A 17995-nucleotide genomic window follows, 5' to 3' on the forward strand; every position below is an offset into this window, starting at 1 on the left:
ATCCCCCACCCGCCCATCTCGGTCGATATACCGCACCGGCGAATTACCCACAAAACAATAAAGATTCAACCCATCCACTTCCCCCGCCGGGTCCGGATTGATCCAGCGTTGCAGCCACGGCGCGTAATACCGATAACCGTAGTAATACAACCCGGTCGCGTCACGCTCCTTGCCTGAATAACCGCGGGTCTTGTACGACGCCTTGGCCCCGTGGTGCGCGATCCACCAGGCCCGGCCGCCGAATGGCAGGTAGCCTTCTTCGCTCAACACGTCGCCTTGTTCGTCGAGCTCCAGCAGGTTGGAACCGAGGTGGTCCGTGAGGCTGTAACTCAGGTGATCGTTGTCGACCCCGCTGGGTGGCGCGCCCACCCAATGCAGCAGCCGCACCGCGTTGCGCCCGGCTTCGGCCTCCAGCACGTGCCGTTCCTCGCCATTGGCGGCACGGTGGAGTTCCAGCCCCGGCAGGTAACGCACTTCGCTGAGCACGCTACGCCCGGACGCCCGTGCGCAACGCACCTTGCGCAGGCGCTTGCCACCACCGCCGTAGCGGTACAGTTCGAGGTCATCCGGGCCCTCCTCGCGCACCACCGGCGAGACCTGATTCAGCTGGTTACGCGCATCCCACTGCATGAGCTGGCCGCGCAGCAGGTGAGTCTGGTTGCCATTGCCATCAAACTCGCGGGCGAAGTCCGGCGGCGAATCGCCGTCGTGGTGAATCACGCTGCGGTTGCTGTCACTGGCCACGGCCCAGCGCCGGGTGAACGGCTGCGCGCCCAGGTGACTTAGCCGCACAACGTTGTCGCCGGCGTCGTACTCGTACTCTTCGCGGTAGTTGACCAGCGCGTTCGGGTCATTGGCGGCGTGATAGACCTCTCGGCCGGTGGCGCTGATCAGGCGATAGCGAGAGTCGTAGGTGTAAGTGCTGACGGGATCGATGCGCTGGTTCTTGAAGTACGTGACGGTTTTGGAGCGGTCGTCGACCTGCAGCAGGTTACCCACCGGGTCGTAGGCGTAATGCAAATCCTGCCGCACGGGTTGGCCAGGGCGGCCGGCGCTCAAGCGCTGCAAACGCATGTCTTCGGGACGAAATTCAGCGCGGGTGATCACGCCGTTGCCCGCCCTTTCCTCCTCGACCAGACCGGCGGCGCTGTAACGGATCTCGCTGACCAGCGCGAATTCGCTGGCGCCCACGGGCTGTAAAAAAGCCGCGCGCAATTGCCCGGCGCACGTCCGACCGAAACGGCGACGGTTGAGCCTCGCATCGGTTTGCCAAATGACTTCACCGAGGGCGTCGTAGCGCCAGCGGCTGTCCAGCCCGGGACCGGCCTCCAGGCAGGCATCACGCGCCGCGATTTCGGCGGGCCAGTGCACCGGGTCCAGGGACTGGAGAAAATGGCTGGTCTCCAGCAACGGCAAACCGTGCACAGCGTAATCGGGCATGTGCCGGGTGCTGGCCGGGTCGTCGTGGCGGATCAACTGACCACACTGGTTGCGGGGGCTGCCACCGGGGTCGCCGTAGAGAAAGCGCTCGACGACCCGCGGCGTTCCACTCTCCAACTGTTCGGTAATGGCCAAGGGGCGCAATTGCTCGTCGTAATGGTGTTGCTGAGCGCTGCGACTGTCCCACCGTTGCAGCACTTGATTGGCCTGACCGGACAACGACAGTGCCCAGCCGGCATCGACACTGACATTCAACAACAGGCTGCCAGACAAGGCATGGACCGAGGTGCGATTCGGCCCTCGCCCTTCGCCGAAGAAACGCGGATCCTGGCGCTCGACTTCACGGCCCTGCGGATCGAACACCTGCCGTGTGATCTGCGCGTGCGCCGGTTGCTGTGCATCGCCGCGAGCATAAGCGACCGCACGCACGGCCAGGCCTCGCGGGTCGATGACCGTGAGGCTTGGGGTGTGGGAGTGCACGCCTAGGCTGTTCATGCCGCATGAATAACATGCGGTGCCGGGGGGCGGCTACTGACAGAAATGACAGTGGGTGAGGTGTGGCTGGTCAGGACGAGTCGGCTGTCAGACTCGCCCCCATCATTGGATGGGGTACAGCTGCGACAGATGGGTCGACTGTCAGGCCGCCTTCGTCGGAACGCCGCCCGGAGCAAGCCCGCTCCCACAATTTGACCGAGTACATCTGCAAGAAATTGGTCGGGTGTCAGGCCGTCATCGCGAGCAGGCTCGCTCCTACAGAAGAGCAAAGACAGAGCGGCATACACCCACGCTCCTCACCACTCATCAGGCCGAGCGTTAGCTCGCCTGCAGCTCTTGATCTTGATCCACCCGCCCCCTCGGCAGGCTGAGTGGAGGCGTTCATCCGGGGGCAGGCGCGCAGCGCCGTTCGGCGCAGCCGAACACATCGAGAGGAGGTCGAGCGAAGCCGACCGGAGGCGATGCCCCCGGATGAATGCCGGAGCGAAGGAACCCCGAGCCTTAGCGAGGGGCCGGACGTTCGGGGCGAGACCTTTTGGTTCCTTTTGTGTCGTTTGACAAAAGGGACTCGCCGTAAGGGCGAAACCATAAGCCGCCGTTACCTAAACAACGGATATGTACTCAACCAAGACTACAACCCCAGACGAAACTGCTTCGGCGTAATCCCGAACTGCTTACGAAACGCCCGAATAAAATTACTCGGCTGCCGATACCCCAACCGCTCGGCAATCCGCTCGATCGGCTGATCCCCCGCCGTCAACCAATGCCGCGCCAACTCCAGACTGTCACTGCGAGTATGTTGCGCCGCCGTAGTCTGCCAGTGCCGCAACATACTCTGATGCAAAAACCCATTAGCCCCGAGCAACGGCTCATCGAGGCTAGCCACCGGCAAGCTCAAACACGGATGTGAACCCTCCAGCACCTCGATACCAACGCTACGCAACCACTGCCCGGCAGCCTGTCGCGGCGTCAGGTGGACCGCGACAAACACCTCGGCCGGCGCTCGCCCCAAACGCCGGGCAATGTTACGCACCAACGTCAGGGTCGCCGCATCGAGGCCGAAAAAATGCGGCTGCCGGTCAACACTGCGCAAATGCAAACGAACCAGCCCGTCACCCTCCTCCAGTTCCGCCACTACGTAGTTGGTCACCCGTGGCAAGAAATCAGTGAAACACGCCAGGCTCGCGCGCAAGGTCGCGGCGGAGTCCAGCAGAATGTTCAACCCCCGCAACGTGGTGGTCGCCATGCCGTTGACCAATTCGCAGCCAAACGCCACCCCCGCGCCCGCACGTTCGCATTCACTCCACAGGCGCTCAACCAGGTGCACGGGCACATGCAGGTCCTGCCCTTCGAGCAACGACAGGCAGATGCCGGCCCGTTGCAGCAGCTGGTCCTGACACAGGCCAGACTGCCGGGCATGGCTGAGAATGGTGCGGGTGAAGGCGCTGGAAACGAACAGTTGAGGGGTCATGGCACGTTACGGCGAGAAGACAGGCGTGTACTTATGCCAGTCTCTATGCTATCGATCCAATGCATTAAAAGTATCCGCAGAATGCAGGAGACGCATAATGGACCTAAGACAACTCCGCCACCTTGTCGCCCTGGCCGATTACCGCAACTTCGGCCGTGCCGCCGAGGCAATCAACCTCAGCCAGCCCGCCTTCAGTCGCAGCATCCAGACCCTGGAGCGCGACCTCGACTGCGCGCTGGTAGAACGCAGCAGCCGCGAATTCCGCCTGACTGGCCAGGGTGAACTGGTGCTGCAACATGCCCGGCGCCTGCTCGCCGGTAGCCAGGCCTTGCACAACGAACTGACGCAATACAACGGCCTGACCGGTGGCGAGTTGCACTTCGGTTGCGGCCCGTATCCGGCCCAGGTGCTGGTGCCCGAGGCGCTGGCGGAATTCATCCAGGCTCATCCGGCGATCCGCATCAGTTTCCATCAGGGCGACTGGGAGCAACTGGCGATCTGGCTTCGTGAACAGCAGATCGAATTCCTCGTGGCCGACGCGCGGTACTTCACCGGCGACCCGCAATACCAGGTTCAGCAATTGCGCCCTCGACGTGGGCGGTTCTTTTGCCGTGTCGGTCACCCCTTGGTGCAGCGGCAGAACCTGTCCCTACGCGCCCTGCTCGACTACGCGGTGGTCGGCACGCGAATACCGCCGATGATCCGCAAGATCCTCGCCGACGTGCAGGGCGAGGCAGACTTCAACCCGAGCGTGGAGTGCGCGCAATTCGACGCCATCCGCCGCGTGGTGATGCGCTCCGATGCGGTGGGCATCGCCACCGTGGAGGCCTTGGCCGAACTGGTCGACCAGGGTCTGATCCGGCTGCTGGAATTTACCGACGTGCCCAAGGAAGACCCCGGCCTGCAATTGCACTACGGCATCGTCAGCCGCGCCGGCCATTCCCTGACACCGGCCGCGCTGGCGATGGTCGATGCGGTGCTGACGGTTGACCGGCGCTTGCTGGCGTCGAATTAAGGCATGCCAGCAACGCCGCAATCCCTGTGGGAGCGGGCTTGCTCGCGAAGGGGCCGTGTCAGTCGACATCATTATTGAATGACACACCGCTTTCGCGAGCAAGCCCGCTCCCACAGGGGTCGTCACAGCTTTGAAATCACGCACGCCGCGCCAGCGCCTGCAATGCCCGGGGCTCACCGAGGGCGCGCAGCAGGCAGTGCATCGCCTCCTCGCGGCTGCGCTCGAAGCGATAGCGCGACTCGATGTACAGCGCCAATTTCAATTCCACGGGTTCGTCCAGGGGCAGCGGCACGTGTTGCAGGCCCAGCACACTGGCGACCCGGCTTGGCAGGCTGATGCCGAACGGCTGGCGGTCGGCAATGAGCTTTGCGGCCAGGGTGCTTTGGGTGCTCATCGCCACATTGCGGCGCAGGCCTTTCAAGCCAAGCTGCAAGTCCACCGGGCTGAGCCCGTCGCGGCGGCTCGATACCTGAATCTGTGGCTGCTCCAGATAGTCCTGCAGAGTGCGCGGCGGTTCCTTGAGCGCAGCGCCATAGGCGAACACGTAATGGTCGGCGGGCAATGCCTGTTTGTGCAGGCCGGCAAGCCCGGCCAGTGGCTGGTCGAGGTCGATCAGGATATCCAGCTTGCCGCTGGCCAGGTCCTGCAAGGCGTCGCGGCGCCGGGGCTGGAAATACCGCACCTGCCAATCGGCGTGGGGCGATTCGAGCAAGGCATCGAGCAACACCGGTTGCAGGCAGTCCAGACAACTGATGCGCAGCAGCGGATTGTTCTGCCGCGCGGCGGGAATCATGCGCAAGCCATCGCGCAACGACTCGAGCGCGGCACGCACGTAGTCGGCCAGCCGATGGGCGACCAGTGTCGGCGTTACACCCAGGCGACTCTTGATGAACAGCGGGTCGCCGCACAGTTCGCGCAGGCGACGCAATGCATTGCTCATGGCCGGTTGCGACAGGCACATTACCTCGGCCGCACGGGTGACGCTGCGCTGCTGGTAAATCGCATCGAAGGCGAGCAACAGGTTCAAATCGAGCTGGCGTAAATCAAGCATGGTCTTGCTCCGGCAAATCGCTTAACGTCGGGCAGCCTAACCAGTGTTCCGGAACAAGCTGTGAGCCCTACATGACAAAAAGCGATCAGCCACTGCACGATCGATCGATACCCAATGCGTTCTACGCGCCGACCCTGCTGCCGGCCATCGAAGAGTTGCTGGCCCGTGGCGTGGACCGGGGCAGCATCGAAGGCCTGTTTCGTCGCAGCCTGTTCGAGTTGCGCACGCCATTCATGCGCATTCCGCTGTTCATGTCGCGGCGCTTCTGGGCGTTTGCCCTGGAGCAGACCGGCGACCCGCTGATCGGCCTGGCGGCCGGCCGGCGTTTCGTTTCCACCGCCACCAATGGCCTGACGTACCTGTTCGACGTGGCCGACTCGCTGGACAGCGCCTGCCAGTATTTCGTGCGCTTCTTTCCGTTTTTCAACGGGCACTTCCAGGCGCAGATCGTGCGCGGCGACGACAGCGTCGAATTGCGTCTGCTCGACCGCGGCAGCGTGAAAACCAGCGCGGCGACCACCGATTACATCCTCATCAGTCTGTGCAGCATGTTGCGGCGCAAATTTCTCGCCAGCGGCCTGGAGCGTGATCCGGTTCTGAGCGTCGGGCTGGCCGGTGCCTGCACGAGCAATGCGCAGGAACATCAACAAGCCTTTCGCGCAGCGGTGCAATGGGGGCAGGCGCAGCACTCGATCCGCCTCGATCCACAGCTGTTCGTCATCCCGTTGACGCCGGGCAATCATGAACTGGAACACACGCTGGTCGAGCTGCTGGAGCAGACCCGACGCAACAGCGAACCGACCTTGCTGGAGCAAGTCTGCGACCATTTGATCGGCGACCTCGCCGAGGCCAACTGGCAACAATTCTGCACCACCCAGCATTTGCTCGAGCGCACCGCCGCCCGACGCTTGAAGGCGTTGGGCTGGAGCTTTTCAGAGTTGCTCGACGAATACCGCCGCTACCGGGCCGAAGACTTTTTGCAGGGGACAGACCTGGAGCTGGTGGAGATTTCCGACCGCCTGGGCTACAGCGATGTGCAAAGCTTCAACCGTGCCTGCCTGCGGTGGCTGGGGTGCGCACCGGGCTCCTGGCGAACCCGGCAAGGTCGATAAAAAGCCACGCAATTTGCTATGACTCGACAGGCACTTGCCCCATAGATTGTTAGACATTTTTTAACACCGCCATTGCGCCATCTGTGCGTAAAAACTGTCGGAGACTGTTAAAAAACGTCATCAATTCGGTGACTCAAACCTGACACACTAAAGCAGCTACAACCCTTGTACTTCAAGGCTTACGACCGCTTGTCGCTTTCTTGAGATTTTCGCCAAACAGCCAATGTCGGGGGAGAAACCCAATGGTGGTGCGACTTTGATGGCAATGGCCCCAACTTTGGGGGGTGTCTTGCCAATTTAACACGCCGGTTTGCTGACACGGTTTGCCGAGGCTGGTCTATACCCCTTTTGACAGTCCTGTTTTGCAACTCTCCACTGTCTTACGAGGCACGCTAATATGGACGTGAGCGTATTTGGTACGGGCTATGTTGGCCTGATTCAAGCAGCGGCACTGGCCGATGTCGGACATCGTGTCCTGTGTGTCGACATCGATCCGAACAAGATCCGGCAACTGCAACAGGCCGTGCCACCGATCAGTGAGCCGGGGCTTTCCGGCACCCTTGAAGAAAACATCAAGGCCGGTCGCCTGCTCTTCACCACCCAGGCCAGCGATGCGGTAGAGCACGCCGAGCTGATCTTCATCGCCGTCGGTACGCCCGCCGACGAAGACGGTTCGGCCGACCTCAGCCATGTGCTGAACGTGGCCCGGCAGATTGCCGGTTTCATGGAGGCCGACCGCACCCTGATCATCAAGTCCACGGTGCCGGTCGGCACGGCGGACCAGGTCAGTGCCACCGCCATTGAAGAGTTGCAGCGCCGCGGCAAAGGTTCGCTGAAGGTACGGGTGGTGTCCAACCCGGAGTTTCTCAAGGAAGGCAGTGCCCTGGCCGATTGCATGCGCCCGGACCGGATCATCGTCGGCACCGGTGACGATGAAGCCCGCAGCCAGATCAGCGAGCTCTACGCACCGTTCTGCCGCAACCACGACAAATTGATGTTCATGGACAATCGCAGCGCCGAGCTGACCAAGTACGCGGCGAACGCGATGCTGGCCACGCGCATCAGTTTCATGAACGAACTGGCCAACCTCACCGAGTTGCTGGGAGCAGATATCGAAGCCGTGCGCAAAGGCATCGGTTCGGACCCGCGCATCGGTTACCACTTCATCTACCCCGGTTGCGGCTTCGGCGGTTCCTGCTTCCCCAAGGACCTGCGCGCTCTGCTGCACACCGCCGAACACGCCGGAATGCCCCTGAAGTTGCTGCGCAGCGTGACCGACGTCAACGATCACCAGCGGCATATCCTGTTCAGCAAACTCAAGGCGCAATTTCCTGGTGGACTGGCCGGCCAGTCCATCGCCGTGTGGGGCCTGGCGTTCAAACCCAACACCGATGACATGCGCGAAGCACCGAGCCGTTACCTGATGGAGGCACTCTGGGCTGAAGGTGCGAGCGTGCACGCCTACGATCCGGAAGCCATGTCCGAATGCCGGCGCATTTACGGTTACCGCGACGACCTGCATCTGTGCGCCACCCGCGATGACACACTCGAAGACGCCGATGCCCTGGTGATCTGCACCGAGTGGAAGAACTTCCGCGTGGTCGACTTCGACAGTCTGGCGAACAAACTGCGAAAACGGGTGATCGTGGACGGGCGCAACCTGTACAGCCCGGAACAGGTGGCGGCCGCCGGCCTGCACTACAGCAGCATTGGCTTGCGCCACATCGTGCCCGAGGCCGTACGCCCATGAAGATTCTCGTCACCGGAGCGGCCGGTTTTATTGGTGCCCATTGCGTACTGCGACTGTTGCGCGATGGACACCAGGTATTGGGCCTCGACAACTTCAACAGCTACTACGACCCGCAACTCAAGCACGATCGCGTGCGTTGGGTGCAGGAGCAGGCACGCCCTTTCCCGCTCTCAACGGTTGACCTGGCCGATACACCGGCCATCGAGGCACTGTTTGCCAGGGAACAACCGGAGGTCGTGATCCACCTCGCGGCCCAGGCCGGGGTGCGTTACTCCCTGGAAAATCCCCGAGCCTACCTGGACAGCAACTTGAGCGGCTTCCTGAACATCCTCGAAAGCTGCCGCAACCACCCGGTCAAGCATTTGATCTACGCCTCGTCCAGTTCGGTGTATGGCGCCAACCAGCACACTCCGTACTCGGTGCGCGATGGTGTCGATCATCCCCTGTCGCTATACGCCGCTACCAAGAAATCCAACGAACTGATGGCCCACAGCTACAGCCACCTGTTCGGTATTCCCTGCACCGGGCTGCGCTTCTTCACGGTGTACGGCCCCTGGGGACGGCCTGACATGTCGCCGATCCAGTTCGCCCGGGCTATCGCCGAAGAACGGCCACTGAAGCTGTTCAACTACGGCGAGCACCAGCGGGACTTCACCTACATCGACGACATTATCGAGAGCATCACACGCCTGATCGACCGCCCACCGCAAGCCAATGAGCAATGGGACCGCGAACAACCGGACCCGGCCACGAGCATGGCGCCCTGGCGGATTTTCAACATCGGCGGCCAGCACCCGGTAGAGCTCAAGGATTATCTGGCATTGCTGGAAAAACACATGGGGCAAAAAGCCCGGGTCGAACTGCTGCCCCTGCAACCCGGCGATGTCCTCAACACCTGCGCCGATGCCAGCGAGCTGGCCCGCGCTACCGATTTCCAACCGCGTATCGAGCTGGACGAGGGGCTGGGGCGCTTCGTTGCCTGGTTCCGCACTTACTACTGACTGCGTCGCCCATGCCGCACACGGCTGAACTCTGCGGAGAATTTATGTCTGAACACGAAAAAAGCGTGCCACTTAGCAGTATGCGCAGGGACAAGCGCCTGGACCCCGAGCAACGCAAGCGCATGGATGCCGCGATCCACATGCAGGGTTGTGGCTGGATAACCGGTCGCGAAGGTGGCCGGCCGTGGACCCTGTCGCGCACCAACCGCGTCCTGGCCGGCTTCGGCGCGCTGCTGATCCTGGTGCTGATTTCGCCGGTGCTGCTGGGGCTGGCGCTGGCCATCAAACTCACCAGCCCGGGGCCGGTGATGTTCGTGCAGAAGCGCACCGGTTACCGTGGCCGCCTGTTCGGCATGTTCAAATTCCGCACCATGGTCGTCAACGCCGAGGAGCTCAAGGAGTCCTTGCGGCACCTGAACAAGCACGGCGCCGACGCCATCGATTTCAAGATCGACAAGGACCCGCGCATCACCGGTATCGGCGGCTTCCTGCGGCGCACCAGTCTCGACGAGCTGCCGAACCTGTTCAACGTGGTGACCGGCGACATGCGCCTGGTAGGCCCCAGGCCGACTTCGTTCAACGCCTACCGCTACAAGGACAAGCACCTTGCGCGCCTGAGCATCTACCCCGGCATGACCGGCCTGTGGCAAATCTCCGGGCGCAGCAATATCGACTTCGACCAGCGCGTTGAATTGGACCTCGCCTACATCGCCCAGCAGAGCCTGCTGCTTGATTTGAAGATTCTGCTGAAAACCCCCTTCAAAGTGTTCAGCGGTCACGGAGCGAGTTAAATGGACGGTTCAACGGCTAAAAGCCTCAGCATTGCCAGCCCGAGCGAGTCCAACCTGACATCGACCGTACTCGACCAGAACCTGCGGATCCTTTTACTGACCGCCGCCAACCCCGGCGCAGGCACCACCACCAGCGCCCTGGCGCTGGCCAGTCAACTGGCGAAGATGAGCAGCGGCCTGGTGCTGCTGGTGGATGCCAGCCAGTCGGCGACCAACCTCACGCAACAGTTGGGGCTGAGCAAGGAACGGGGGTTTCGCGACTTGTTGTTCAACACCCAGAGCCCGCCCTTGTTGCAGGACTGCGTGGTGGACGTCTCCAGCCTGCCGTTTCACGTTCTGCCATTCGGCCGCTACTTCCGTGGCAACGAACACCTGACACCCGAACTCCTGAGCCCGCTGCTCGATCAACTCGGCATCCGCTACCGCTTCGTGGTGATCGATGGCGACGCGGTGTATTCGGCCTCAGACACCCTGGTCATCAGCACCCAGGTGGACGGTGTGGTCCTGGTCGTGCCCGCGGAAGACACCCGCTGGGAAGTGGCCCAGGCTGCGGTCCAGCGCCTGAGCCAGGCGGGAGCGAAGCTGGTCGGCAGCGTGTTCAACCGACGCAAGTACTACATGCCCGAATGGCTGTACAAAAACCTGTGAGCAGTCAGACAAGGATGACGCCATGAACGCCAAGATGCTTGTCCTGCTGTTGCTGCCCCTTGCAGGTTGCTCCAGCACTTCCTCCGACGAATCACAAAGCATGCCGGTGCAAATCCTCACGGCCCCACCGGCCAACGCCCAGGCCACCGACGTACCCAAGGTCGAGCAGACCCTGCGCCCACAGGATGTGCTGGACGTGATCTTCCACATCAGCACCAGTGGCTCGGCCGCCTATCGCGTGCAGTCCGGGGACACGATCGCGCTGAACTTCACCGCCGCCAGCCAGTTCAACGGCAACCAGTTGGTGCTGCCCGATGGCACCATCGAACTGCCGGGGGCCCACACCTCGGTGAAAATCGAGGGCCTGACCCGCGATGAAGCACGGGACGCGATTCAGCGCGCCTACGATCGCAAACAGCTGTTCCAGCCCAACCGCAATCAGCTGTCAGTGATGGTGGTGAGCCCGCTGGCCAATGAATGGAACCTCAAGTCCGTGCTCAACCACCCCGCCACCGGCATGAGCCGGGAAATCACCGTGGGCACCGACGGCTACGCCAGCTTCCCGGAAATCGGTGCCGTAGCGCTGCAAGGCATGACCGTCAACCAACTGCAGGCCTACCTCAATAAACGCTATGCCACCCTGCCGGGGCGCATGACCGTGGACGTGCTGCTCAAGTCCACCGCCGGCAACGAAATCTATGTACTGGGTGAAGTCGGCCAGCCGGGCGCCTATCCGATCCGCCGCCCGGTGTCGGTGCTCGAAGCCCTGACCATGGCCCGTGGTTCCAACGTCAAGGCACGCCTGGACTCGGTGATGATCATGCGGCGCAACGGCAACCAGGTGGTCGCGCATCGTTACGACGTGGAAAAAGCCTTGTCCGGCGACGCCTCCCAGATCGCCTACCTGCAAGCGGACGACATGCTGTACGTGCCCAAGACCAAACTGGCCAGCGCCGGTGAGCTCGCGCGGCAACTGGCGGACGTCGTGTTGTTCCAGGGCATGGGCCTCAGCTTCAGCTACCGCGTCGACAACAAAGACGACAGCAGCAACTAACTCTCAGGTACCCACATGAATCCAAAGGAAAACTACCTGCATGAGTTCTTCAGGATCTTCTTCGCCAACAGGCAGTTGGTGAAGCGAGTCTTCCTGGTCTTTGCCGTGATCGCCGTGGTCTTGCCGCTGTTGCTCAAGCAGAGTTTCGATATCACCGCCCAGGTGATCGTGCAGTCCAAGAAAATCTCCCAGGGGGATGCCACCAGCACCCTCAATCAGGAAAACGCTTCCTTCATTCCGCCGTCACTGGCGGACATGGAGACCGAGAGCAATATCCTGCGCTCGCCGGCCTTGATCCGCCAGACCATCAGCGAGTTGCGCGAAAAGGGTGAGTACACGCTCCCCGTGAGCGCCTTCAACAAGCTGCTGGTGCAGCCGCTCAAACGGTTTGTCACCAATCCCGTTCGCGAGCACGTGGTCAACCCGGTTCGCAGTCTGCTCGGGCTGCAGACCGATCCGGTACGCGACACCGTGCTCGATGCCCTCACGCAGCAAGCGTCCAATGCCCTCAAGGTTGAAACCTTACCGGGCTCCAACGTGATCTCGATCGTCTACAGCTTCCCTGACCCGGCCCAGGGCACCCGATTCGTCACCGCCCTGCTGCAAAACTACCTGGTCATCCGCCAGGAAATGCAATCGGTCGACCTGCCGCAGAGCTTCTACGAGACCAAAAAATTGCAGTACCAGGTGCGTCTCGATGGCCTTGAAGCCAATCGCCTGGCCTTGCTCGAAAGCATCGGTTCGTCCGACCCCAAGGAAGAAATCACGTTCCGCCTCAACGCGATCAACACCGAGGAGCAGGCGCTCAACCTGTATCAGGACCGACTGCTGCAAAGCCAGCGCTGGCTCGATTACCTGAAAACCAGCCTGGCGACCGCCAACAACGCCAGAATCACCGACTACACCTTCCCCTACACCTTCACCACCACGGTCGACAGCGTCGCTTTCGAAGACCGCGAGATCAAGCAACTGGGTGAGCAACTGACGACCCTGGTCAGCCGCTACATGGACGACCTGGCGGTCTTTCAGCCCGGCAGTGAGCCGATGCAAAGGGCCCGCGAGCAAATCATCCGGGCCCGTGGGCAATTCCTGAAGATTGTCAGCAACCGGATTCAGGAGCGCACCAGCGACCTGGCGACGCTCAGCTCGGTCATCGACCAGAAAACCGCGCGCATTGCCGAGTTCAAGAATCGCATTCACCAGTTGCAGGAAACCCGCAGCAAGCTGCGGCAGATGGACACCGAAATCAACGCGCTGCACAAGGCGTTCGGCACCTATGCCCAGCGCTTCGCCGAAAGCAGCACCGCACGCGCGCTGGACAACGACCTGTCCAACGCACGGGTACTCAGCCCGCCGTTCGAACCGACCGAAGCGGCGTTCCCCAAGCCGATGCTGATCATTCCGTTCGGCCTGTTCACCGGTTTACTGCTGGCGATTGCCCTGGTCTATGTGCGTGAGTTCTTCGACCACCGCTTCAAGCACCCTGCGCAAATCACCCATGAACTGGGCTTGCCGGTGCTGCTGGTGATCAATGATCAAAGCACCCTGCCGAACAATCCGCACAAGAACTGGAGCGTACCGGCCCTCTTGCATTGGGTGCGCAATTGAACGCGCCGCTCGGCACCACCCACGACCTGCCGATCATTCATTTGCTCAGCAGCGGCGGCTTCTATGGGGCCGAGCGGATGCTGCTGGATCATTGCCTGGCGACGCCGGGGCAGCACCAGGTGCTGTTTCTCGATGCGCCGCCAGAACTGATCGCGCGATTTCGCGAGGCCGGTGTCGATTGCCTCGGCTGTGCAGGCCTGGGCGCATTGCTTGGGCATTTGCGCCAGCGACGGGACCAGCGGCCATTGATCAATACGCACAACTTCAAGGGCCTGTTGTTCGGCTGGGTCGGCGCCACGCTGTTGCGCCTGCCACTGGTGATCACCCAGCACGGCTTCACCCCGCGCAGTCGCAAGCAGAAGTTCTACACCTGGCTGAGCCTGCAACTGTGCCGCACGGCCTCGGTGAACCGGGTGGTGTGTGTCGCCGAAAGCATTGCGGCGCTGCACCGCCAGGCCAATGTGCGCACGGACAAGTTGCAGGTGATCCCCAACGGCCTGCCGGCGGCCCACGACTTGCCGCCGCACAGTGGCGAGCGTCAACGCTGGCTGGCCGGTTACGTCGGGCGCCTGAGTAGCGAAAAAGGCCCTGACCTGTTTCTCGATGCGCTGATCCCGTTGTGTCAGCAGTACCCGCAACTGGACGCGGTGATGCTCGGCGACGGGCCGGAGCGCGAAAGCCTGCAGACGCGCATAGACGAAGCGCGATTGCAGACGCGTATCACGCTGCCGGGCTACCAGACCGACATGCGCGTCTGGTGGCGACAACTCGATGCGTTGGTGATCAGCTCGCGCACCGAAGGCACGCCGATGATTCTGCTCGAAGCGATGCAGGCCGGGGTGCCGGTGGTGGCCTTCGGTGTCGGCGGGATTCCCGATGTCTTGCAGGACCGCCACAACGGCCTGCTCGCCGCGCCCACCGACAGCACCGCCCTCGCCCGCCAGATCGGCGCGCTGCTGGATGACCCGGCCCTGGCCGGCGAGTTGATCGACAACGCAAAACGTACACAACGGGATCGCTACGACCTCAAGGTCCTGGCCGAACGCTGGTCGCAGCTTTACATCCGCACTGCACGGGAGGCACGCGCGTGATTGTTCCGCTCTCGATCGTCAGCCTGCTCGGCCTGGTCTGCCTCGGATTGCTGGCCAGCCCTTATCCGTATCTGGCGCCGGGAGCGGTGCTGGGCCTGGTGGGTGTCGCGGTGCTGTACCGCAAGCCGACCTGGGGCCTGCTGGGCATTGTCGCCATCCTGCCTTTCGAGGGCCTGTTCAAGGACAGCGCATTATCGGGCTCCAAGTTCCTCGGGGCCTCGCTGGCGCTGATCCTGATGCTGCAACTGGCGATTCACCAACTGCCGTCCGAGCGCCTGCGCAGCAATATCTGGCGTTTCCTGGTCGGGTTCATGGTGCTGTACCTGCTCAGCCTGTTGAACACCGACAACATGGACATGTCCCTGGGCCACCTGCGCGAATTGAGCGTCGGCCTGATCCTGTTTGTCATCACCCTGCTGGTCGGGCGTGAGTTGAACCTCGACATCTTCGCCAAACTGGTTGCCATCAGTGTCGCGGTGACCTGCGCCATGGCGATGTTCTCAGCCAGATACCAGGACGAAGGCCGTGCGTCCGGGATGCTCAATGACCCGAACGACTTTGCCCTGATGATCGCCTTCGCCGTGCCCATGGCGTTGTTGCTGGTGGTCCGCAGCCCGAACCGGTTGCACCGGTTGTTCTGGGGGGCCTGTGCCCTCGTGCTGCTGGCCGGCATGACCAAGACTGAATCCCGTTCGGGGCTGGTGGTGTTGCTCCTCAGCCTGTTGATCGGCACGTGGCACTATCGCGCGCAGTTACCACATATTCGTCCACGCCACCTGGGCTTTGCCATGCTCGGCCTGACGATTGTGATTGCGCTTGGGCTCTATGCGATGCCGGCAAGTTACGTGGCGCGCATCCAGTCGCTGAGCATCCTCAGCTCCGGGGCCAAGAGTCAGGACGCGTCCCTGGGCCGTCGCGCCTCCTACATTGTGGTCGGCAGCGCCATGATCGCCGAGAACCCCTTGCTCGGCACCGGCCCCGGCACGTTCCCGCTGCACTACGCCACCACCGGTTATGCCAAGACCTTTTCCGTCAGCGGCAAGACCGATGACCTGTACCGTCGCGCCCACAACACCTACCTGGAGATCTTCAGTGAACTGGGGATTCCCGCCGGCCTGATGTTCGTCGGCATGCTGGCCTTGGGGTTGTACAACCTGATTCGCGCCCGCCGCATCTGGCTGTTGCGAGGAGACGGGCATCAGGCCGATCTGATGACCCACCTGAGCATGAGCTTTCTGTCGTTGACGTTGTTCCTGATGTTCCTCAGCGCACCAAACCACAAGTACCTGTGGATCATGCTCGCGTTGACCGGCGTGCTGCGCACGAAAGCCGAAGAAGCCCCGCTGAAAGAGGTCAAGGCATGAACCGCATCAGTATCATCATCCCGATGTACAACGAGGAGCAGCACATCGCCCGGACCCTGCTCGCGGCACGACATGCCGCCGAGGCGGCCAATGTCGAATGCGAGTTGATCGTGCTCGACAACGGCTCCGACGACCAGGGCCCGGACATTGCCCGGCAGTTCGGCGCCCAGGTTCTGGTCCTGCCCGGCCTGCTCATCGGTGCATTGCGCAATCGCGGAGCGGCGATCGCCAGCGGTGAATGGCTGGCCTTTATCGATGCCGACGTCGAGATGCCCGAGAACTGGCTCAAGCTGTTGTTCGACCTCGAGTCCAGCGGCCAGGCCGATGTCATCGGTCTTGACCTGCACACCCCGGCCGAAGCGCCGTGGTACGCCGACGCCTGGCAGCGCCGCACCTTGCGCCCCGATACGCAGCCGCTGCATGTCGCGCAATGGCTGCCCACTTGCAACCTGCTGATGCGCCGTCGCTGGTTCGACAAGGTCGGTGGTTTCAATGAACAACTGCGCACCGGCGAGGACAAGGAACTGACCATGCGCCTGGTCGACGCCGGTGCCAAGCTGCGCTCGGTCAACCAAAGCGTGGCGCTGCATTGGGGTTACGAAGGCAGTTGGCGGGAATGGATGGGCAAGGAATTATGGCGCCAGGGCAGTCACCTGCAACTGCTGCGCACCCATGGCCCGAGCCTGCGCTTGCTGCGCTTTCCGCTGCTGTCGATTGCCGCCTGGGTGATCGATTTCATGGCCATTTCCGCCCTGTTCGACGGTTTCCCCCATCATTCGGTGCTGATGCTGCTGCTGACCGTCCTGCCCGCCCTGGCACTGAGCCTGCGTCAGAGTGCCAGGCACCGCGACCCGCTCCTGACCCTGCAACTCTGGGGCCTGCACTGGGTGCGCCTGCACCTGGCGGGTGCCGGGTTCGTCCTCAGCCTTTGTCATTGGAATGCCAGGAGGCCCGCCCGTGGCTGAATTCATTTTCTGGTTGTGCCTGTTGCTACCGGTTTACGCCTACCTCGGTTATCCCCTGTTATTGACGTTGCTGGCACCGTTTTACCCGGCACCGCGCCATGGACCGGCACAACCGATGGACGTGAGCATTGTGATTGCCGCACACAACGAAGCGCGGCATATCGAAGAAAAACTGCGCACCGTGCTGGCCCAGGATTATCAGGCCCGCTCGCTGCACATCATCCTGGCCAGTGACGGCTCGACCGACGACACCGTGGCCTGTGCACACAAGGTCAATGACCCGCGCATCACCGTGCTCGACCTGCCCCGCCAGGGCAAGGCGGCGACGCTCAATGCCGCGGTCGCGATCAGCAGCGGTGCGATCCTGGTGTTCACCGACGCCGACAACCAATGGTCCACCGACACCCTCGGCCATTTGCTCGCGCCGCTCAACGACCCGCAGGTCGGTGGTTGCGCCGGGCATATGGTGATCCCGGTGACCGGCAAGGGCTTGAGCGTGGGCGACAGCCTGTATCGGCATTACGAAGGCTGGCTGCGCTACGTGGAAAATCGCACCGGCTGCATGGTCTCCGCCGATGGCGCATTGCTCGCCCTGCGCCGCGAGTTGTTCCAGAGCGTGCCAGCGGAGGTCAACGACGATTTCTTTATCAGCACCTGCGCGCCAGTGGCGTTCAAGCGGATTGTCTACGTGCCCCAGGCCCGGGTAATCGACCAGGGTGTGGACGAAGCCGACAAGCAATTCCGTCGCCGCCAGCGGGTCACAGTGGGTGGTTTGCAAAGCCTGGCCCAGCGCCGGGAGCTGCTTAATCCGCTGACCCATGGCCTGTATGCGATTGCCTTGATCAGCCACAAGCTGATCCGGCGTCTGGCGCCGATCCTGTTGCTGCCATTGCTGCTGAGCAACTTCTGGCTGTGGGAGGATCACGGCTTTTATCGCCTGAGCCTGATCGCTCAACTGCTCGGTTACACGGCGGCCATTGCCGGCCTGCTGGATTCGCAACACCGCTTGCCCAAACCCTTTCGCCTCGCCGCGTTCCTCCTGGTGACCCTTGCCGGGATGAGCATCGGCCTGTGGCAGTTCCTGCGCGGTCAGCGTTACGCCCAGTGGAACCCCGAGCAAAATCGATGAGAGGCGCGTG

15 protein-coding genes are annotated in these 17995 nt (G+C 62.3%); 12 read left to right on the forward strand and 3 right to left on the reverse strand.

Annotation, left to right across the window (positions count from 1 at the left end):
* A partial coding sequence (locus KGB28_RS22715; RefSeq protein ID WP_223447983.1) for an RHS repeat domain-containing protein occupies window positions 1-1935 on the reverse strand: 1935 nt, incomplete at its 3' end.
* Window positions 1936-2566: 631 nt separating this feature from the next.
* Window positions 2567-3406 carry an AraC family transcriptional regulator gene (locus KGB28_RS22720; RefSeq protein WP_223447984.1) on the reverse strand — a complete coding sequence of 280 codons (840 nt, stop codon included), beginning with the start codon at window positions 3404-3406 and terminating at the stop codon, window positions 2567-2569.
* Window positions 3407-3503: 97 nt separating this feature from the next.
* On the opposite strand from KGB28_RS22720, the gene KGB28_RS22725 reads away from it, so the two are divergent.
* A complete protein-coding gene (locus KGB28_RS22725; protein ID WP_223447985.1) occupies window positions 3504-4421 on the forward strand; it encodes a LysR family transcriptional regulator in 918 nt (305 codons plus the stop codon).
* A 136-nt stretch (window positions 4422-4557) separates the two neighbouring features.
* Here KGB28_RS22725 and KGB28_RS22735 read toward each other — a convergent pair whose 3' ends face one another.
* The gene (locus KGB28_RS22735; RefSeq protein ID WP_223447986.1) at window positions 4558-5472 is read right to left on the reverse strand and encodes a LysR family transcriptional regulator; all 915 of its coding nucleotides are present in this window, start codon (window positions 5470-5472) and stop codon (window positions 4558-4560) included.
* 71 nt (window positions 5473-5543) lie between these two features.
* Between KGB28_RS22735 and KGB28_RS22740 the strand changes: the two genes are divergently transcribed.
* The 11 genes from KGB28_RS22740 to KGB28_RS22790 all read left to right on the forward strand — a co-directional run bounded on the left by KGB28_RS22740 (window position 5544) and on the right by KGB28_RS22790 (window position 17985).
* Window positions 5544-6584: an AraC family transcriptional regulator gene (locus KGB28_RS22740; protein WP_223447987.1), complete on the forward strand. Its 1041-nt coding sequence runs from the start codon at window positions 5544-5546 to the stop codon at window positions 6582-6584.
* 397 nt (window positions 6585-6981) lie between these two features.
* Complete coding sequence (locus KGB28_RS22745) at window positions 6982-8334, forward strand: UDP-glucose dehydrogenase family protein (protein WP_223447988.1); 1353 nt, start codon at window positions 6982-6984, stop codon at window positions 8332-8334.
* Window positions 8331-9335: an NAD-dependent epimerase gene (locus KGB28_RS22750; RefSeq protein WP_223447989.1), complete on the forward strand. Its 1005-nt coding sequence runs from the start codon at window positions 8331-8333 to the stop codon at window positions 9333-9335. Before KGB28_RS22745 ends, KGB28_RS22750 begins: the two co-directional genes overlap by 4 nt.
* 44 nt (window positions 9336-9379) lie before the next feature.
* The gene (locus KGB28_RS22755; RefSeq protein WP_223447990.1) at window positions 9380-10126 is read left to right on the forward strand and encodes a sugar transferase; all 747 of its coding nucleotides are present in this window, start codon (window positions 9380-9382) and stop codon (window positions 10124-10126) included.
* On the forward strand, window positions 10127-10774 hold the full coding sequence (locus tag KGB28_RS22760; protein ID WP_150752968.1) for a CpsD/CapB family tyrosine-protein kinase: 648 nt from the start codon (window positions 10127-10129) through the stop codon (window positions 10772-10774). It begins immediately after the preceding gene.
* Window positions 10775-10796: 22 nt separating this feature from the next.
* The gene (locus KGB28_RS22765; RefSeq protein WP_223447991.1) at window positions 10797-11828 is read left to right on the forward strand and encodes a polysaccharide biosynthesis/export family protein; all 1032 of its coding nucleotides are present in this window, start codon (window positions 10797-10799) and stop codon (window positions 11826-11828) included.
* A gap of 15 nt (window positions 11829-11843) precedes the next feature.
* Window positions 11844-13436 carry a GumC family protein gene (locus tag KGB28_RS22770; RefSeq protein WP_223447992.1) on the forward strand — a complete coding sequence of 531 codons (1593 nt, stop codon included), beginning with the start codon at window positions 11844-11846 and terminating at the stop codon, window positions 13434-13436.
* Window positions 13433-14527, forward strand: a complete 1095-nt coding sequence (locus KGB28_RS22775) for a glycosyltransferase family 4 protein (RefSeq protein WP_223447993.1) — start codon at window positions 13433-13435, stop codon at window positions 14525-14527. Before KGB28_RS22770 ends, KGB28_RS22775 begins: the two co-directional genes overlap by 4 nt.
* Window positions 14524-15891, forward strand: a complete 1368-nt coding sequence (locus KGB28_RS22780) for an O-antigen ligase family protein (RefSeq protein WP_223447994.1) — start codon at window positions 14524-14526, stop codon at window positions 15889-15891. Before KGB28_RS22775 ends, KGB28_RS22780 begins: the two co-directional genes overlap by 4 nt.
* Window positions 15888-16856: a glycosyltransferase gene (locus KGB28_RS22785; RefSeq protein ID WP_223447995.1), complete on the forward strand. Its 969-nt coding sequence runs from the start codon at window positions 15888-15890 to the stop codon at window positions 16854-16856. Before KGB28_RS22780 ends, KGB28_RS22785 begins: the two co-directional genes overlap by 4 nt.
* Complete coding sequence (locus tag KGB28_RS22790; protein ID WP_223447996.1) at window positions 16849-17985, forward strand: glycosyltransferase; 1137 nt, start codon at window positions 16849-16851, stop codon at window positions 17983-17985. The genes KGB28_RS22785 and KGB28_RS22790 overlap by 8 nt, the downstream gene beginning before the upstream one ends.
* Window positions 17986-17995 lie beyond the last annotated feature (10 nt).

This window comes from Pseudomonas sp. BF-R-19 (assembly GCF_019956445.1).
GTDB classification, from domain to species: domain Bacteria; phylum Pseudomonadota; class Gammaproteobacteria; order Pseudomonadales; family Pseudomonadaceae; genus Aquipseudomonas; species Aquipseudomonas fluorescens_BH.